This window comes from Mesorhizobium sp. WSM4806, from assembly GCF_055811635.1.
The window spans coordinates 195,249-212,023 of sequence record NZ_JBVVQZ010000008.1 but is presented as its reverse complement, the minus strand read 5'-3'; the positions used below and the strand labels follow the sequence as shown (position 1 = coordinate 212,023).

The window sequence follows — 16,775 nt, the reverse complement described above, 5'->3', positions numbered from 1 at the left end:
CCCAAGCCATAGACTCAGTCGTGATGCCGGAGCCATTTGGCCGGCAGATCTGCAATGATGCAGCAAAGGCCGTCGCGGCCTTGCAGGCGCTCTACGACCGCAACACCAAATTCCTGCGCGATTCGTTTACGGCGCTCGCCGCAGGCGGCGACAACAACAAGCGCTACCGGGCCTTTTATCCGGAGGTCGGTGTCACCACGACTTCGTTCACCCAGATCGACTCGCGGCAGGCTTACGGCCATATGCCGACGCCTGGGCATTTCTCGACCACCATAACCCAGCCCGCCCTTTTCGAACGCTATCTCATCGAACAGCTTCGCCTGATCATGCGCAATCACGGCGTTCCGGTCACGGTCTCGGAATCGACGACGCCCATCCCGCTGCATTTCGCGTTCCTGGAAGGCTCGCATGTCGACGGCGCGGCAGCCGAGCGCATCAGGCGGCCGATCCGTGACCTGTTCGACGTGCCGGATCTCGACGGCACCGACGACCAGATCGCCAACGGCACGTTCGAAGTGGCGCTAGGCGAAGCCAGGCCATTGGCGGCGTTCACGGCGCAACGCATCGACTACTCGTTGCACCGGATGTCGCACTACACGGCGACCAGTCCGCAGCATTTCCAGAATTTCGTGCTGTTCACCAACTACCAGTTCTACATCGACGAATTCGTCGCCCGTGCGCACGATCTTATGGCGAAAGGCGGCGGCGGATATGTCGAATTCGTCGAGCCGGGAAACGTCGTCACCAAGGCTGGACAAAATGCGCCCAGCCATGGCGTGGCGCCGCCGCGCCTGCCGCAGATGCCGGCCTATCATCTGAAGAAGCCGAACCATGGCGGCATCACCATGGTCAATATCGGCGTCGGCCCCTCCAACGCCAAGACGATCACCGACCACATAGCGGTGCTCAGGCCGCATGCCTGGGTGATGCTCGGCCATTGCGCCGGCCTGCGCAACACCCAGGCGCTGGGCGACTATGTGCTGGCGCACGCCTATGTGCGGGAAGACCATGTTCTGGACGACGATCTTCCGGTCTGGGTGCCGATCCCGCCGCTGGCCGAAATCCAGGTGGCGCTGCAGGAGGCGGTCGCCGAAGTCACCGGCCTTTCCGGCTATGACCTCAAGCGTATCATGCGCACCGGCACAGTCGCTACCATCGACAACCGCAACTGGGAGTTGCGCGACCAGCGTGGACCAGTGCAGCGGCTGTCGCAGTCACGGGCGATCGCGCTCGACATGGAGTCGGCGACGATCGCCGCCAATGGCTTCCGCTTCCGCGTACCCTACGGTACGCTGCTTTGCGTCTCCGACAAACCGCTGCATGGCGAATTGAAGCTGCCCGGCATGGCGACCGAGTTCTACAAGCGGCAAGTGGCACAGCATTTGACCATCGGCATCAGGGCGATGGAAAAGCTGGCCGAGATGCCGATGGAACGGTTGCATTCGCGCAAGCTCAGAAGCTTTTCGGAGACGGCGTTCCAGTAGGAACGGCGGCTTTCATCGATCGGAGTATGGTAACAGCGCGGCAGGGCGTTTCACCATCTTGATTGGCTGCATTTCTGCCGATAAGCAAAGTAGATGGCACCCGTTCGAGACATGATGGCTTCGATGGCATTCGTCGCAATGCTCGTCTTCTCGGTCGCGCTGGTGGCCGGGTTTTTCGGAACGCTGCATCCGGCCTTCGATTCCTTCGCTCATTTCCGCGTTCATCTTGCCGTGCTGATGGCGCTTTGCGCGCTGCCGCTGCTGGCGACCTCGTTTCGCCTGCAGGCGGCCACAGGGCTGCTCTTTGCGGTGGCTGCCTTTGCCACCACGTCGAACGCCCTGTCGGTGCCCCGCCTGTGGCCGGTCCAGGCAGCCTACGAAGTCGAGGCCGGCGATCAGGCGGTCTACCCCGGTGATCAGGCGGTCTACCGCCTGCTGCAGATGAACCTGCGGTTCAACAATTCAACGCCTGAAAAAGTCCTGTCGCTGATCGGCCGGACCCAGCCTGATGTGATCACCCTCGACGAGGTGTCCGACATGTGGAAGGCGAAACTTGGCCATGTTGCAAGCGCCTACCCTTACCGGATCTTCTGCCCCTACCCCAATGGCGTATTCGGCGTTGCGCTGCTGTCCAGACGGTCGTTTGCCGCCGGCGCGCAACCGCGCTGCTATGGCCGCGGCGCGATGGCCATCGCGACGGTCGATTTCGGCGGAACCGAAGTCGACGTCGCCGCCATGCACCTCACCTGGCCATGGCCGCGCAACCAGTCACGGCAGATCGGCGGATTGTCGGGGGAGTTCGCCTCGCTTGGCGAGACATCGATCATGGCATGCGACTGCAATGCAGCGCCGTGGAGCGCCGCCGTCCGGCGCGTCGCAGGTCTTGGCAAGCTGACCGTGGCGCCTTCGCCGGGGCCGACCTGGCTCCCTATCAAGCTGCCGGAATTCCTGCGCTTCGCCGGACTGCCGATCGACCTTGTTTTCAGCAAGGGCGGGGTACACATCCATTCGGTGTCGAGGCTAGAAAACACCGGCTCCGACCATCTTCCGCTGATGGTGGAGTTCTCGCTCAGGCAGGAACAGAAGAAGCCGGTCGACGAACAAGAAACCGCGACGGCATCGGTGAGACAGAACGGCAGGACCCGAGGCTGAGCTACTGCTTGCGCAACAGCGCCCTGATGAGGTGCTCGACATGGCCGCCGTCGCGATGCTCGCGCGCGTCGAAGGCGTTCTGTTTCGCCTCGTATTCGGCATAGACGGCCTTGATCCGGCGCCTCGCCTCGCGGTGCGTCTTGCTGCAAAACAAGTTGTCGGCGAACTCCAGTCCAGTGATCGATTTCTCGGTCGCCCGCATCATTGTCCTGGCGATGCGGCCATGGTTATGCTCGTGAGCACGAACGCCCGCGAAAAACCGCTTCCAGCGCTTCTGCAGCGCCGGCGTCGCGGCTGAGGCCAAACGCGGCAAGGTGTAGGTGAGATCGAGCGTGCCACTGGCTTGGCGCAGACGGCAGACACCACCCTCCCTTGTGACGTCAAGGTCCCAATCCACGGTATAGGCGGCCAGCGCGATGGCGTGCGTCATGAAGCCGTGCCGCTTCGGACCGTTGCGGTCCATGGCCTCGATCAGGGCGGCGCCCGTGGTTCCAGTGATGTCGTAGGTCCGGGTCTTGACCAGCACCTTCGTGTCAGCCAATGCCGGCGGTGCGAAGCCGCACAAGCCGCCAATCGCCACAAGGCACGTCAGAACCGCCAGGCGCATGGTCATCTCCCGGGTCAGAAAGAATGGAACCACAGGCGCCGCCCCGCTTCAACTTCTTTTAGACGCCGCACATATAATAGGCCTTCACGCGCTTTCATTTTGGTCAACGGGCGAGACGGCCGCCGGGCCGTTCTGGCTTGCTGGGCTACATGTTTTGGTAGACTGGTCCCTCTCCACCTTGTGGCGGCACCCAGGTAATGTTTCGGTTCGGATCCTTGATGTCGCAGGTCTTGCAGTGGACGCAGTTCTGCGCGTTGATGACGAAGCGCACGTCCTTCGCCGCGGGATCGGCGGCGGCGTTGCCATCCTTGTCGACCCATTCGTAGACGCCGGCCGGGCAGTAGCGTGTCGAGGGCCCGGCATAGACATCGTGCTCGGAACGCCGCTGCAGATCCATATCCGCGACCAGCAGGTGGACAGGCTCGTTTTCCTCGTGGTTGGTGTTGGACAGAAACACCGAGGACAGGCGGTCGAAGGTGAGCACGCCATCCGGCTTCGGATAGGAGATCTTCTTATGCCTGGCGGCCGGCTCCAGCGTCGCATAATCGGCCTTGCCGTGCTTCAGCGTGCCGAAAGGCGAGAACCCGAACAGCGAATTCAGCCACATGTCGAGACCGCCGATGCCGACGCCGACGACGGTGCCGAAGCGCGACCACAACGGCTTAACGTTGCGCACCTTCTTCAAATCCTTGCCGATGTCGGTTGCCCGCCATGCCGCCTCGTAAGAAGCCAGTTCGTCATTGGCGCGGCCGGCGCCGATCGCCTCGGCGACATGCTCGGCCGCCAGCATTCCGGAGAGCACGGCATTGTGCGAGCCCTTGATGCGCGGCACGTTGACGAAGCCGGCAGCACAACCGATCAGCGCGCCACCGGGGAAGGACAGTTTCGGCACCGACTGCCAGCCGCCCTCGGTGATGGCACGGGCGCCATAGCCGAGCCGCTTGCCGCCCTCGAATGTGGCCCTGATCGCCGGGTGGGTCTTGAAGCGCTGGAACTCGTCGAACGGCGACAGGTAGGGGTTCTTGTAGTTGAGGTGGACGACGAAGCCGACCGCCACCTGGTTGTCCTCCAGATGGTAGAGGAAGGAGCCGCCGCCGGTCTTCATGTCGAGCGGCCAGCCGAAGGAGTGCTGGACAAGGCCCGGCCGATGGTTCTCCGGCTTGACCTGCCAGAGCTCCTTGAGACCGATGCCGTATTTGCCGGGCTCGCGGCCGTCGGAAAGATGATATTTGGCAATCAACTGCTTGGCCAGCGAGCCGCGCGCGCCCTCGCCGATCAGCACATATTTGCCCATCAGCGCCATGCCCGGCGCGAAGCCCGGGCCATGCGTGCCATCCTTCTCGACGCCCATATCGCCGGTGACAACGCCGGTGACCGCGCCCTCGTCACTGTAAATGAGGTCCACGGCGGCAAAGCCCGGATAGACCTCGACGCCCAGCGCCTCGGCCTTGGTCGCCAACCAGCGGCAGACATTGCCGAGCGAAACGATGTAGTTGCCGTGGTTGTTCATCAGCGGCGGCATCAGGATATTGGGCAGACGGAACGAACCGGCGGGGCCGAGGACCAGGAAATGGTCTGCGGTGACCGGCGTCTTGAACGGATGTCCCTCTTCGTCACGCCAGCCCGGCAGCAGCCGGTCGATGCCGATCGGATCGACGACGGCGCCGGACAGGATGTGAGCGCCGACTTCGCCGCCCTTTTCCAGGACGACGACGGAAAGCTCGGGATTGACCTGCTTGAGACGGATCGCGGCCGAGAGGCCGGCCGGACCGGCGCCGACGATGACCACGTCGAATTCCATGCTTTCGCGTTCGATCTCGCTCATCAACCCCTCACTGGCTGCCGCATTTGCGCATCTTGCTGGCTTATCCGCTGCATAGCGCATCAATTCGCGACGCGAAACCGGCGCTGACGTGACAATGCCGATTTCGTCAAAAGGCCGCGCATCGTACTACAAAATCGCGATTTGCGGGTCCACCAACATCGATCCGGGTCAAGCCAGTCCAAAGAGAGCCGTTGCCCTGATTTTTTTTAATTGTTCGACGGCTTGCTTATCGGCCATACTTCGCATCATGCGCACATACGGGCCATCCGGCTTTTCATCGACGCGCTTTTTTTCGCCGCCCGGACGGGTTTGCCGGGCGCTCGTTTTGGCCCTTTTGCCGCTGGCGTCCGTTGGCGCCCACGCCGAGCCGCAAAGGGTCTGGGTGGCCGGAGCCTACTCCTTTTCCGACGAGCTGGGCGGCTTCCGCATCACCAGCGCCTCGGGCATCGGGACAAAGGAGGACCCGCTTGTCATCACCGAAGAGTTGAATTCGGCGACACCAGTGACACTGACGATCCGCACGACGAAGCCGATCCACCCCTTCGGCACTGCGGGCCAATTTGCCAACGGCCTCATGTATATGCGCATCGACGTGCTCAACAACAGCGGCCAGGCCTGGGTCGAGTTCCAATTCGAGCTCCAGGAGATACTCCACCGGCCGAGCGTGTTCGGCGACGGCCTGTCGTTCGACCAGCGCAACAAAACGCCTGACAACATCTGGTCGAGCAGCTTTGCCGATTTCGATCGCGACTTCGAACCCTATGACCGGCTGCTGTTCAAGAGCGGCAAGATCGACCCGTTGAAGACGGCAAAATTCGATTACCTGATCACCGACTACACACCACGCTGGACGTTCTATCTGGTGCAGGATCCGCGTATACCGTCGAGCTGAACTACTTCGTCATACTGGGTCTTCGCAACGTCTCTTCGCTCATGCTCCGCCCGACGATGACGAAATCATGAAGCATCGCGCCAATCACGATGTTGCAAATTCCTGCCGCGCGACTGAATGTGAAAGCATGACTGCCGTTTCCCGAGACAACCGACCTGATATTGCCGAGCTGCTGGCCTTCTACGCCAGCGCCGGCGTCGATGAAGCGCTCGAAGAGGAGCCGCTGAACAGGTTTGCCGAGGCTGCGTCAAAGCCGCCTGAGCGGGCGCCAGCGACAGTTACGCCGCCAACCGGTGAGAACGCAGCGCTGCCACGCTCGACAAGCCTGTCACGCGCCGGAATGGGCGAAAGGCAAGCTGCGGCGCCGGCGGTGCGCGCGCCGTCCGGTAAGGCGACAGTGCCCGACGAGCAGCAAGCGGCATTGGCGCGACACCTGGCGACGACGGCGGCAACCCTGGACGAACTTCGCCAGCACATGGCGGCATTCGACGGCTGCAACCTCAAATTCACCGCCAAGAACCTGGTGTTCGCCGATGGCAATCCGAATGCCGCGGTGATGCTGGTCGGCGAGGCACCCGGGCGCGACGAGGACATCGAGGGATTGCCGTTCGTCGGCCGCTCGGGCCGGCTGCTCGACCGGATGCTGGCCGCGATCGGCCTCGACCGGACCTCGGCCTACATCGCCAATGTGATTCCCTGGCGGCCGCCGGGCAACCGCACGCCGACGCCGCACGAGACCGAGATTTGCCGGCCGTTCATCGAACGGCAGATCGAGCTGGTCAATCCGAAGGTGCTGGTCAATTTGGGCGGCCCCTCGGCAAGCACCCTTCTCAACACCACAGAGGGCATCCTGCGGCTGCGCGGCAACTGGCGCGTCCACACGACCGCCGCCGGCATTGCCATCCCGGCCATGCCAACGCTTCATCCGGCGTATCTCTTGCGAACCCCCGCGCACAAGAAGCTGGCGTGGCGGGATTTCCTTGAAGTGAAGGCGAAGCTTCGGGCGCTGGGTTGAGGGTTCGAGATTAGCCAGTCTCCCCCCTCGTGGTACCCTCGTGGGGGAGATGGCCGGCAGGCCAGAGGGGGCGCGAAGGATGGCCCACTTTCGTGGCCTCCCGATAGGTCGGCGGGACAGCGCCCCCCTCTGCCTTGCCAGGCATCTCCCCCACAAGGGGGAAGATTGGCTGTCATCACCGCTTTCGCAAATCTCCGACGTAGATGCTGTACCTATAACCTCCCCGGTAATTGAAATGCGTCTGCGGCCGGCCTAGTCATGCGCCCATGACCGCAACCCAGACTTCCGCCGGCAGCCTCATTCGCGAATGGCGCACGCGCCGGCGAATGAGCCAGCTCGATCTCGCCATGGAAGCCGAAATTTCGCAGCGGCATCTGAGTTTCGTGGAAAGCGGCCGCGCGGCACCCTCGCGCGACATGGTGCTGCATCTGGCCGAGCAGCTGTCGATCCCGTTGAGGCAGCGCAACCAGCTCCTGCTGGCCGCGGGCTTTGCCCCCAGCTTCAGCGAGCGACCGCTCACCGATGCCTCGCTGGCGCCGGCGATGGCGGCGGTCGAGATCGTGCTCAAGGGTCACGAACCCTTCCCGGCTCTGGCTGTCGACCGGCACTGGAACCTGGTGTCGGCAAACGCCGCCATCGGCCCGTTCCTCGCCAACGTCGCCGAGCCTTCCTTACTGAAGCCGCCGGTCAACGTGCTGCGGCTCAGCCTGCACCCGGGTGGCGTCGCGCCGCGCATCGTCAATCTGGCCGAATGGCGCGCGCATCTTCTCGACCGGCTGAAACACCAGAACGACGCTTCAGGCGACCCGGTTCTGGTCGAACTGGAGCGCGAGCTTCGGACCTATCCGTCCGGCCTGAACGGCGCACGGCCGCTGCCGGTCGAGCCGAACGCGATCGTGCACCCGCTGCGGCTCGCGCATGGCGATGCCGTGCTGTCGTTCATCAGCACCATCACCGTGTTCGGCACGCCGCTCGACGTGACGCTGTCGGAACTGGCGATCGAATCGTTTTTCCCCGCCGATGAGCAGACAAGGACCGTGCTGGTGCGATTGGCGAACGAGCGGGCCTAGCCGTCCTGATCATCCTTGTGGCGGGGTCGCCTGGCGGGTGCGGGCACGCTCAAGGCCCAGTTGCCGCTCGCGCCAGATGATGAAGATGCCGGCGGCAACGACGATTACGCCGCCGATAAGCATATAAACCGTCGGGACGTCGCCGAAGGCGAGATAGCCGACAACGATGCCAAGCAGCATCGACGTGTATTCGAAAGGCGCCACGACCGAGGCCTCGGCATGGCGATAGGCGGCCGTCATCAGAATCTGGGCGAGCCCGCCGCAAAAGCCTGCAGCAATGAGCAGGCCCGCCTGCGCCGGTGTCAGCGCCTGCCAGCCGAACGGCAGCGACAGCAACGCCAGGAGGCTCGCCGTCACCGAAAACCACAGCACGATGGTTGCCGTCGGCTCGCTCTGGACAAGGTTGCGCACCAGCAGCATGGCGACGGCCGAGATCGCTGCCGCGACCAGTGCGGCGATGACGCCGAGCACCTCCTGATCGCCGAGTGCTGCGCCCGAACCCAGCAGCGTCAGTTCCGGCCATGAGATGACCAGCACCCCGACCAGTCCGACCGCAACCGCGCTCCAGCGATAGACGCGGATCGCTTCGCCGAGGAAGATCGAACTGAACACCACCACCAGCAGCGGCTGTGCGTAGTTCAGCGCGATCGCTTCCGGCAGCGGCAGCCGAATCAGCGCGAAGAAGCCGAGCCCCATGGCGCAGACGCCGACAACGCCGCGCGCAATGTGGTTGAGCGGGCGCTTGGTCGAAAATGCGGTGCCAAGTTTTCCCTGGAAGGCCAGGAAGACGACGATCGGAAAGATGGCGAAGAACGAGCGGAAGAAGACGATCTGGCCCGCCGGCACCGTGCCCGCCGCCTTGATGCAGGACGACATGGCGACGAAGACCGCCACCGACACGATCTTGAGCATGATCCCGGTCAGCGTGTTGTGCCCGCCAGGATGGTCCGTCGGGTTCACTTGGCAGCTGCTTCCTGGATCGCCGCCCAGATGCGCGCCGGCGTTGCCGGCATGTCGATGTGCCTGATGCCGTAGGCGCGATAGAGCGCATCCGTCACCGCGTTGAGCGCGGCCGGCGTCGCTCCGATCGTGCCCGCCTCGCCTGCCCCCTTGATGCCGAGCGCATTGGTGGTCGAGGGCACGTTGCGGGTCTCGAAATGGAAGAACGGCAAATCGTCGGCGCGCGGCATGGCATAGTCCATGAAACTTGCCGTCAACAGCTGCCCGTCCTCGTCATAGACCGTGTTCTCGGTCAGCGCCTGGCCGATGCCCTGGACGACGCCGCCATGCACCTGGCCGGCCAGCAGCATAGGGTTCACGGTGACCCCGAAATCGTCGACGATCGTATAGCGGACAATTTCCGTCACGCCGGTGTCGGGATCGATCTCGACCTCGCAGATGTGGGTGCCGTTCGGATAGGTGCATTCGTCCTGCACGAACTCGCCAAAGCCCTTGAGATCGTCCGGGTTCTTGGCTGCCTTGGCGATGCTCGAAAAATCGATCGTGCGGTCGGTGCCGACGATGCGGGCAACGCCGTTGGACAATTCGATGTCGTCGGCCGAGGCTTCCAGCTCATCTGCGGCGATGCGCCTGATCTTGATGGCCAGATCCTCGCCGGCGCGAGAAGCTGACACACCGCCAAGCGGAATGGAGCGCGAGCCACCGGTGCCGCCGCCGGCCTTCAGCTCGTCGGTGTCGCCCTGGCGGACATGAATGTTGCCGATGTCGAGATGAAGCTTTTCCGAGAGGAACTGCGCATAGGCGGTCGCATGCCCCTGCCCGTTGGTCTGGGTGCCGATCTTCAGCGTCACCGTGCCGTCGCCGTTCAATTCGACAAAGGCCGGTTCAGAGCCGGGAAAGGCACAGGCCTCGATATAGGTCGCCATGCCGATGCCGCGGATTTTGCCTTCCGCCTTCGACTGCGCCAGTCGCTCCGGGAACGCCTGCCACTCCGCTTGTTCGATGGCGCGGTCCATATGGCCTGCGAATTCACCGGTATCATAGAGGCGGTCGGTCTGCGTGCGGTAAGGAAACTGTTCGGGCCTGATGAAATTGCGCCGGCGGATCTCTTCGACTGGCAAGGCCAGGTCGTGGGCGCAGGCGTCGACGAGCTTTTCCAGCAGGAATGCCGCTTCCGGACGGCCGGCGCCGCGGTAGGCATCGACCGGGCAAGTGTTGGTGTAGAGGCCGGTCACCGAAACGTCGAGCGCCTGGATGTCGTAGACGCCGGTCGACATGGTGACGCCGATATAGGGGATGAACGGGCCATATTGCGAGATATAGGCACCGATATTGGCGAGGAGGTCGACCTTCATGCCGAGAAAGCGGCCGTCCTTGTCCATCGCCATCTCGGCGGTCACGACATTGTCGCGACCTTGCGCATCGGTGAGGAAATGCTCGGTGCGGTCGCCGGCCCATTTCACCGGGCGGCCAAGGCGCCTGGCGGCCTCCAGCACCAGCGGATGCTCGCGATAGACGAAGCTTTTCGGCCCGAAGCCGCCGCCGACATCCGGCGTGATGACGCGCAGCTGATTCTTCTTGATCTTGAATATGTCGGCCAGGATGTACTGCATGGAATGCACGCCCTGCGAGCCTGTGGTCAGCACGAAGCGGTTCTCCTGCGTGTTCCACTCGCCGATCGCCGAACGCGGCTCCATGTAGTTGCAGACCAGCCGGTTGTTGATGAATTCGATGCGGGTGACATACGCCGCCCTGGCGAATGCCGCCGCGGTCTTCGCCTTGTCGCCGATGTGGTAGCTGAAGGCGCGGTTGGAGCCGAGTTCCGGCCAGACAAGCGGCGTGCCTTCGTCAAGCGCCGTGGCGGTGCCGGACGCGGCATCCTCGCCCTCGTATTCGACCTCGATCAGTTCGGCCGCGTCCTGCGCCAGCGCGCGGCTGTCGGCGACGACGAAGGCGACGGCGTCGCCGACATAATTGACCCGGTCGCGGCAAAGGACCGGAATGTCGCGGGTCGGCGCCTTGGTGCCGTCCGGCTGCCTCTGCATGACGCCGGATTTCAGCTTGCCGAGATGAGCAACATCAGCACCGGTCAGCACCAGATGGACGCCAGATGCCGCCTTGGCCGCCTCGGTCGAACCGAGGGTGAAGCTTGCCTTGGGCACCGGCGAGCGCAGGACATAGCCGTGCAGGAGGCCCGCCGGCTGGATGTCGTCCGTATAGCGACCGAGACCCTTTAGGAAGGCCTGGTCCTCGCGACGCAGCACAGAGGCGCCCATGCCGAATTTCGGTGTGACGACGGTCATGGATACCTCGCGACGATGATTGGAAACGAGTGCCTGAAATAGGCGCTGCGCCAGTTTTGTCGAGTGACGGTTTCGTGTAAAGAGCGCGTGCTTCACATTTCTTCGACCAGCGGACCCACCTGCCGCTGCGGGAATCGACAGGAAAACCAACGGAAATGCGCACCGACACCGGCCAGGTCTTCAAGCTCGAAGACTATCGCCCCACCGACTATCTCATTCCGGAAACCGGCCTGACTTTCCGGCTGTCGCCGGAAGCCACGCGCGTCATCGCCGTGCTGACGGTCGAGCGCCGTGACGGCGTCGCGGCGTCAGTGCCGCTGGTGCTGGACGGCGATGGCCTGACGCTCGGCCGCATCGCAATCGACGGCCAGACACTCGCGCCTACCGATTTTTTCGCCACGCCCGATCAGTTGACGATCACCACGCCGCCCGCAGCAGCCCGTTTCCAGCTGCTGATCGAAACCGAGCTGGCGCCGGCGCACAACGAAGCCCTGATGGGCCTCTATCGCTCCAGCAACGTCTATTGCACGCAATGCGAGGCCGAGGGCTTTCGGCGCATCACCTATTTTCTCGATCGTCCGGATATCCTGTCGGTCTATACGGTGCGCATCGAGGCGCCGCACCACGAGGCGCCACTGCTTCTTTCCAACGGCAACCCGGCTGGCAGCGGCGAACTTGCCGACGGCTGGCACTATGCAGTCTGGCACGACCCTTTCCCCAAGCCGTCCTATCTGTTCGCCCTTGTTGCGGGGGCTCTCGGCAAGGTCGCGGACAGCTTCGTCACATTGTCCGGCCGCCAGGTCGAGCTCGGCATCTTTGTCGAGCCGGGCAAGGAGCGGCTCGCCGGCTACGCCATGGACGCCCTGAAACGGTCGATGAAATGGGACGAGGAAGCGTTCGGCCGCGAATACGACCTCGACGTCTTCAACATCGTCGCCGTGTCCGACTTCAACATGGGCGCGATGGAGAACAAGGGCCTCAACATCTTCAACGACAAGTATGTGCTGGCCGATCAGGAGACCGCAACGGACGCCGATTTCGCCAATATCGAGGCGATCATCGCGCATGAGTATTTCCACAATTGGACCGGCAACAGAATCACTTGCCGCGACTGGTTCCAGCTTTGCCTGAAGGAAGGGCTGACGGTTTTCCGCGATCACGAATTCTCCGCCGACCAACGCTCGCGAGCGGTGAAACGCATCGCCGAAGTGCGCACGCTCAAGGCACATCAGTTTCCCGAAGACCAGGGACCGCTGGCGCATCCGGTGCGACCGCGCCGCTACCGCGAGATCAATAATTTCTACACGGCGACAGTCTACGAAAAGGGCTCGGAAGTGGTGCGCATGATCCGCACCATTCTCGGCGCCGAGACGTTCCGGGCCGGCATGGATCTCTATTTCGAGCGCCATGACGGCGAGGCTGCAACCATCGAGGACTTCATCAAGGTGTTCGAGGATGTGTCCGGGCGCGACCTCGCGCAATTTTCGCTGTGGTACCATCAGGCCGGCACGCCCAATCTGACCATCAGTTCGACGCACAATGCGGCGGCCCAGGAATTCACGCTCGAGATCGAACAGTCGGTGCCGCCAACGCCGTCCGAAAGCCGCAAGCGGCTGATGCATATTCCGCTGGCCTTCAGCCTGGTCGGCACCGACGGCAAAGCGATAGAATATGGCGGCGTCGAGGGCGCCAGCGTCGAGGACGGCGTCATCCATATCCGCAAGCGCCGGCACATGGTGCGCTTCTCGGGCGTCACTGAGCGCCCGGCGATGTCGCTCAACCGCGGCTTCTCGGCGCCGGTGACGCTTTCCGTCGAGCAGAGGGCCGACGATCAGTTCTTCCTTGCTGGCCATGACAACGATACCTTCTCGCGCTGGCAGGCGTTCAACACGCTTTTGACCGAGGCTCTGATATCCACCTTCCGCCAGGTCCTTGACGGCAAGCAGCCCGGTTTCGCATCGCGGTTGATCGAGCTTGCCGGCAAAATAGCCGGCGACGAGACACTCGAACCGGCCTATCGGGCGCTGGCTTTGGCGCTTCCTAGCGAAGCCGATATCGCCCGTGACATCGGCAAGAACATCGACCCCGATTCCATTTTCTCGGCCCGCGAGGCGCTGACGGTCGCGATCGCCGAGGCGAATCGCGAGATATTCTCCGACCTCTACGATCGACTGACCGACAAGCACGCTTTCAGTCCTGATGCGGCAAGCGCCGGTCGCCGGGCGCTGCGCAACACCTTGCTCGACTATCTTTCGCTGCTGCATGGAGGTGCGGCGCTTGCGGCCCGGCATTTCCAGTCCGCGACCAACATGACCGACCGGGCCGCCGCATTGAGCGTGCTTGCGCTGCGCCATAACGGTTTGCCCGCGACGGTCAAGGCGCTGGCGGAGTTCGAGGCGAAATATGCGACCGATCCGCTGGTGATGGACAAATGGTTCCATATCCAGGCCAGCGTGCCGGGCCCGCAAACCATTCATGCAGTGCGCGCCCTGACCGGCCACCCGGCCTTCTCGATGGCCAACCCGAACCGGGTGCGCTCGCTCGTCGGCACGTTTTCCAGCGCCAACCAGACCGGCTTCCATCGCGCCGACGGCGAAGGCTACCGGTTTTTCGTCGAAACGGTCCTGCAGGTCGAAAAGCGCAACCCGCAATTGGCCGCCAGGCTGGCGACGGCACTCAGATCATGGCGCTCGCTGGAACCTGCCCGGCAGGGCAAGGCAAGGGAAGCGCTGCTTTCGATTGCCAATACCGAGAACCTGTCGGCCGATTTGCGCGACATCATTGAGCGCACGCTGGCGTAAGGTAAGTTGATATTCAGGTGATGCCGGCCTGCGAACGGCGGCTTCCTGCGCTTCCGGTGCTCACGTACCAAAAAGTACGCTCCGCTCCGGTTCTCGGAATCCACCGTTCTCGGCACGGCCTGACCTGAATCTCAACACACCTTAGAAGGTTGCCGCCCGGCACCATCGGGCGGAAAAGCCATTATTTTAGTCGATTTTTAATCTTTTTTCGCTGCGCCTATGGACAAGCCGAATCACCTTTGATTCTTTAGCTGAAGATTCGGAAGTGCGGCGTCGCCGGATCGTCAAGCAGATTTAAGATCGGGGAGAGCCATTTATGGCGAAGGCGGACGCGTGGGGCGCGCCCGGAGGGACGGGTTTTGAGCAGCGTGAGGCGGGAAGCGACGGTCTTGCCGGCAATGCGCGGCTGATCGCCGAACCCGCCTACCGACGGCTTCTGGCAGCCGAGCCATTGCTGCGCCGATCGATACCGGCCCTCATCATCATTTTCCTGATTGTCATCGCGGCACTGCGGTTCCTGTCGCTGATGCACGAGCGCGACGACGTGGAACGCGACGCCAAGGCGATCCTCTCGCTCGCGGCGGGCCAACTGGCCAGTTCGATCAGCGTCGATGCGAACATGGCCTCGACGCCTGGCGCGACGCAGGACTTGTTGGAGGGCATCAGCCGTCAGGGCGCCATGGGCCGAAGCCACGTGCTTGCGGTCACCGACAGCGCGTTCAAGATCGTTGCCGTGACACCGCAATCGACGGGCTGGGAAGGGCGGTCGCTCGACGCCATCGCCCAGGGCGGTCAACCGCTGTTCCTGTTCGGCGACCGCGCCGGGGTGATGGAGGTCAGCATCGGCGGCCAGGACTGGTATGCCGCGGTGAGCCTGGCAAACGGCAGGAATGGTGCTGCCGCAGCGCTCGTCCCGCAGGATGCGGTCTTCGACACGTGGCGCAAGACCGTTTCGCTCAACGTCACGCTGTTCGTGCTGACGGCCGGCGTGCTGATCATCGTCCTCTATGCCTATTTCGGCCAGGCGGCGCGCGCCCAGACCGCCGACCGCATCTATCTCGAAGCGCACCAGCGCATCGACATGGCGCTGGTGCGCGGCCGCTGCGGCCTGTGGGACTGGGACATGGTGCGCGGCAAGATGTACTGGTCGCGTTCGATGTACGACATGCTGGGCTATGAGCCCTGCGACACGATGCTGTCGTTCGGCGAGGTCGACGGGATCATCCATCCCGAGGACGGCGACCTATTCCAACTCGCCAACAGGATCGTCGCACGTGAGATCGACCACATCGACCAAGTGTTCCGGATGCGCCACGCCGACGGACAATGGGTGTGGATGCGCGCAAGAGCGCAGGTGATCGACCCGGAAGCGCCGGAGATCCAGTTGATCGGCATCGCCGTCGACGTCACCGAGCAGCGGCATTTGGCGCTGCGCTCCGAGGCCGCGGATCTTCGCCTGCGAACGGCCATCGAAAACATCAACGAATCCTTCGTGCTCTGGGATTCGGCCCAGCGCCTGATCATGTGCAATTCCAAGTACCAGCAGGACAACGGCCTGTCGGATCGCGACGTGATGCCGGGCGCCTCGCGCGCCGTTCTCGAAGATCGCATGCTTGCCTTCGCTTCGGAGCGCCGGCTTGCCAACACCAACGGTCAGCAAGGCGGCGTGACCTTCGAGCGGCAGCTTGCCGATGGCCGCTGGCTGCAGGTGAACGAGTTGCGGACCAGGGACGGCGGCACCGTCTCGGTCGGCTCCGACATCACCCAGATCAAGCTGCACCAGGAGAAGCTGGTCGACAGTGAGCGCCGGCTGATGGCGACGATCCATGACCTCAGCCTTGCCCGCCGGGCAGAGGAAGAGCGGTCGCGCGAACTGGTCGAGCTCAATCACAAATACATGAAGGAAACCGAGCGCGCCGAGGCCGCGAACCGGGCCAAATCCGAGTTCCTGGCCAACATGTCGCATGAATTGCGCACGCCGCTCAACGCGATCATCGGCTTCTCCGAACTGATGGAACAGGCGCTGTTCGGGCCCCTGGGTTCGCCGCGCTATGAGGAATACGCCACCGACATCAACGGCAGCGGCAAATATCTTCTGGGCGTCATCAACGACATCCTCGACATGTCGAAGATCGAGGCCGGCCAGTTCTCGATGGATCAAGAGGAGATCGACCTCTGCCCGCTGATGCGGGAAACGGTGCGCGTCATCTCGCTGCAGGCGGCGGAAAAGTCGATCACCGTCGAAACACGCATCCCCGATTCGCTGACGCTGTTCGCCGACCGCCGGGCGATCAAGCAGATCATCATCAACTTGCTGTCGAATGCGGTGAAGTTCACCGGCCAGGGCGGCCGCATTGCGGTAAGGGCCCGCAACACCTCCAGCGCTCTGGTGCTGACGATCGAAGACAATGGCTGCGGCATCCCGAAGGAGGCGCTGAGCAAGCTCGGGCGGCCGTTCGAGCAGGTGCAGAACCAGTTTTCCAAGAGCCATGCCGGTTCCGGCCTTGGCCTTGCCATCTCACGCTCGTTGGCCGAGCTTCAGGGCGGCGCCTTGAAAATCCGCTCCACCGAAGGCACCGGCACGATCGTGTCGGTGCGCATTCCGACCAGGAAGCCGACGCAGCCAGTCAGGGCCGCCGCCTGACTAGTGAATAGTGAATAGTGAA

Annotated in this window: 11 protein-coding genes; 7 read left to right on the top strand and 4 right to left on the bottom strand. The window is 63.2% G+C overall.

What is annotated here, in order from left to right; translation table 11 throughout:
* The first annotated feature begins 23 nt into the window (after nt 1–23).
* Nucleotides 24–1,484: an AMP nucleosidase gene (locus AC0L2M_RS14895; protein ID WP_473535247.1), complete on the top strand. Its 1,461-nt coding sequence runs from the start codon at nt 24–26 to the stop codon at nt 1,482–1,484.
* Between the two features lie 123 nt (nt 1,485–1,607).
* Nucleotides 1,608–2,636, top strand: a complete 1,029-nt coding sequence (locus tag AC0L2M_RS14890) for an endonuclease/exonuclease/phosphatase family protein (protein WP_473535246.1) — start codon at nt 1,608–1,610, stop codon at nt 2,634–2,636.
* A gap of 1 nt (nt 2,637) precedes the next feature.
* On the opposite strand, the gene AC0L2M_RS14885 is transcribed toward AC0L2M_RS14890, so the two are convergent.
* Together AC0L2M_RS14885 and AC0L2M_RS14880 are read right to left on the bottom strand one after the other, a co-directional pair.
* Nucleotides 2,638–3,243 (bottom strand): DUF922 domain-containing protein, encoded by a 606-nt coding sequence (locus AC0L2M_RS14885; RefSeq protein WP_473535245.1) that lies wholly within the window; start codon nt 3,241–3,243, stop codon nt 2,638–2,640.
* A 145-nt stretch (nt 3,244–3,388) separates the two neighbouring features.
* Nucleotides 3,389–5,068, bottom strand: a complete 1,680-nt coding sequence (locus AC0L2M_RS14880; RefSeq protein ID WP_473477302.1) for an electron transfer flavoprotein-ubiquinone oxidoreductase — start codon at nt 5,066–5,068, stop codon at nt 3,389–3,391.
* Nucleotides 5,069–5,315: 247 nt separating this feature from the next.
* Between AC0L2M_RS14880 and AC0L2M_RS14875 the strand changes: the two genes are divergently transcribed.
* From AC0L2M_RS14875 to AC0L2M_RS14865, 3 genes are all read left to right on the top strand, one after another.
* A complete protein-coding gene (locus tag AC0L2M_RS14875; RefSeq protein ID WP_128168068.1) occupies nt 5,316–5,960 on the top strand; it encodes a hypothetical protein in 645 nt (214 codons plus the stop codon).
* A gap of 127 nt (nt 5,961–6,087) precedes the next feature.
* Complete coding sequence (locus AC0L2M_RS14870) at nt 6,088–6,975, top strand: uracil-DNA glycosylase (protein WP_473535244.1); 888 nt, start codon at nt 6,088–6,090, stop codon at nt 6,973–6,975.
* A 266-nt stretch (nt 6,976–7,241) separates the two neighbouring features.
* Nucleotides 7,242–8,045: a helix-turn-helix domain-containing protein gene (locus tag AC0L2M_RS14865; protein ID WP_287341848.1), complete on the top strand. Its 804-nt coding sequence runs from the start codon at nt 7,242–7,244 to the stop codon at nt 8,043–8,045.
* Nucleotides 8,046–8,054: 9 nt separating this feature from the next.
* Here the strand turns inward: AC0L2M_RS14865 and AC0L2M_RS14860 are convergent, their stop codons facing one another.
* Both AC0L2M_RS14860 and AC0L2M_RS14855 read right to left on the bottom strand, forming a co-directional pair.
* Nucleotides 8,055–8,957: a DMT family transporter gene (locus AC0L2M_RS14860; protein WP_084833792.1), complete on the bottom strand. Its 903-nt coding sequence runs from the start codon at nt 8,955–8,957 to the stop codon at nt 8,055–8,057.
* Between the two features lie 44 nt (nt 8,958–9,001).
* Nucleotides 9,002–11,308: a xanthine dehydrogenase family protein molybdopterin-binding subunit gene (locus AC0L2M_RS14855; protein ID WP_473535243.1), complete on the bottom strand. Its 2,307-nt coding sequence runs from the start codon at nt 11,306–11,308 to the stop codon at nt 9,002–9,004.
* Nucleotides 11,309–11,463: 155 nt separating this feature from the next.
* On the opposite strand from AC0L2M_RS14855, the gene pepN reads away from it, so the two are divergent.
* Nucleotides 11,464–14,109, top strand: coding sequence for an aminopeptidase N (gene pepN / locus AC0L2M_RS14850; protein ID WP_473535242.1), 2,646 nt, complete (start codon nt 11,464–11,466; stop codon nt 14,107–14,109).
* Between the two features lie 316 nt (nt 14,110–14,425).
* A complete protein-coding gene (locus AC0L2M_RS14845) occupies nt 14,426–16,753 on the top strand; it encodes a PAS domain-containing sensor histidine kinase (RefSeq protein WP_473535241.1) in 2,328 nt (775 codons plus the stop codon).
* The last annotated feature ends 22 nt before the right edge of the window (nt 16,754–16,775 follow it).